The sequence below is a fragment of the Teichococcus deserti genome, assembly GCF_001982615.1.
In the GTDB taxonomy this organism is placed as follows: domain Bacteria; phylum Pseudomonadota; class Alphaproteobacteria; order Acetobacterales; family Acetobacteraceae; genus Pseudoroseomonas; species Pseudoroseomonas deserti.
Map to the genome: position 1 here is coordinate 1 of NZ_MLCO01000510.1, position 1,485 is coordinate 1,485.

3 protein-coding genes are annotated in these 1,485 nt (G+C 73.4%); all 3 read left to right on the top strand.

Annotated features, from left to right (window positions below; translation table 11 throughout):
- On the top strand, window positions 1-492 hold a 492-nt coding region (locus BKE38_RS29590; protein ID WP_131829806.1), incomplete at its 5' end, for a response regulator.
- Entirely contained in the window at window positions 489-1,013 is a 525-nt protein-coding gene (locus BKE38_RS29595; protein WP_076960661.1) for a chemotaxis protein CheW, read from the top strand. The genes BKE38_RS29590 and BKE38_RS29595, both read left to right, overlap by 4 nt.
- The coding region (locus BKE38_RS29600) for a response regulator (RefSeq protein ID WP_131829807.1) at window positions 1,010-1,485 on the top strand (476 nt) is incomplete at its 3' end. The genes BKE38_RS29595 and BKE38_RS29600, both read left to right, overlap by 4 nt.

The following is a 1,485-nucleotide window of genomic DNA, read 5'->3' on the forward strand; positions in this document are numbered from 1 at the left end:
GCCGGCTTCCTGGGCTCGGCGGTGATCGCCGGCCGCGCCGCCGACGTGCTCGACTGCTCCTACTGGCTGCGCCTCGGCGACCCGAACTGGTTCGGCAAGACCGAGCAGCTGCCGCCGCGCGTGCTGGTGGTCGAGGACAGCGGCTTCTTCCGCCAGCTGGTGGTGCCCGCCCTCACCTCGGCCGGCTATGACGTCACCGCATGCGGCGAGCCTTCCGAGGCGCTGAAGCTGCGCGCCGGCGGCGCCATGTTCGACGCCATCCTGAGCGACATCGAGATGCCCGGCATGGACGGCTTCGGCTTCGTCGCCGAGATGCGCCGCGAGGGCACCTGGCAGAAGACGCCGGTGGTGGCGCTGACCAGCCGCATCAGCCCGGCCGACAAGGCGCGCGGCCTGTCGCTCGGCTTCAACGACTATGTCGGCAAGTTCGACAGCGAACGCGTCCTCGCGGCCCTGGCCCGCGCGGTTGGCAGCGTGAAGGAGGCCGCATGAGCGCCGCGATGACCGCCCAGAGCCACACTGGCCAGAGCCCGAAAGCCATGACCAAGGCCGCCGCTTCGGAAGAGCCCCGCCTGCTGCTGACCCTGCTGATCGCGGGCCGGCTCTGCGGCATCCCGGTGCCCCGCGTGCGCGACGTGCTGCGCAACGAGCAGATCGCCCGCGTGCCGCTGGCGCCCCCGGGCGTCGCCGGCGTGCTCAACCTGCGCGGCCGCATCGTCACCGCGGTGGATCTGCGCAACCGGCTCGGCCTGCCCGAGGCGGAGAACAACGAGAGCCGCATGAGCGTCGTGGTCGAGCATGAGAACGAGCTCTACTCGCTGCTCGCCGACGGCGTGCGCGAGGTGCTGTCGCTGACCGGCGAGGAGCGCGAGGACGCCCCCGCCACCCTGTCGGATGCTTGGCGCGAGCATGCCAGCGCCGTGCACCGCCTGCCCGAGGGCCTGCTGATCGAGCTCGACACCGACCGCCTGCTGGCCTTCGGCGCCCGCGCGACGGCGGATTCGCGCCGGTGACGCTGGACCTGGCGCCGGCCGCCGCCGCCACGGCGGCGGCGCCGCTGCGCATCCTGCTCTGCGACGACAGCGCGGTGATCCGCGCCGCCATGGCGCGCATCCTGCAGGCCGATCCCAGCCTGCATGTCGTCGCCCGCGCCCGCAACGGCGAGGAGGCGGTCGCCGCCATCCGCCGCGGCGGCATCGACGTCGCCGTCATCGACATCGAGATGCCGGTGATGGACGGGCTGACCGCGCTGCCGCTGCTGCTGCAGGCCGATCCGGGCCTGCGCGTCATCGTCTGCTCGACGCTGACCACCAAGGGCGCCGCGGCGGCCATGGAGGCGATGCGCCGGGGTGCGGCCGACTGCCTGCCCAAGCCGTCGGTCGCCGAGGAGGCGAGCTTCGCCAACGAGCTGGTGGCCTTGGTGAAGGGGCATGGCGCGCTGCGCCGCCGCGCCTCGCCGACGCCGGTGCTCTCGGCCGTGCCAGT

What these genes read in the sequence shown, in the direction of transcription:
- BKE38_RS29595 (WP_076960661.1), top strand. Translation starts at nt 489, where the DNA reads ATGAGCGCCGCGATGACCGCCCAGAGCCACACTGGCCAGAGCCCGAAA.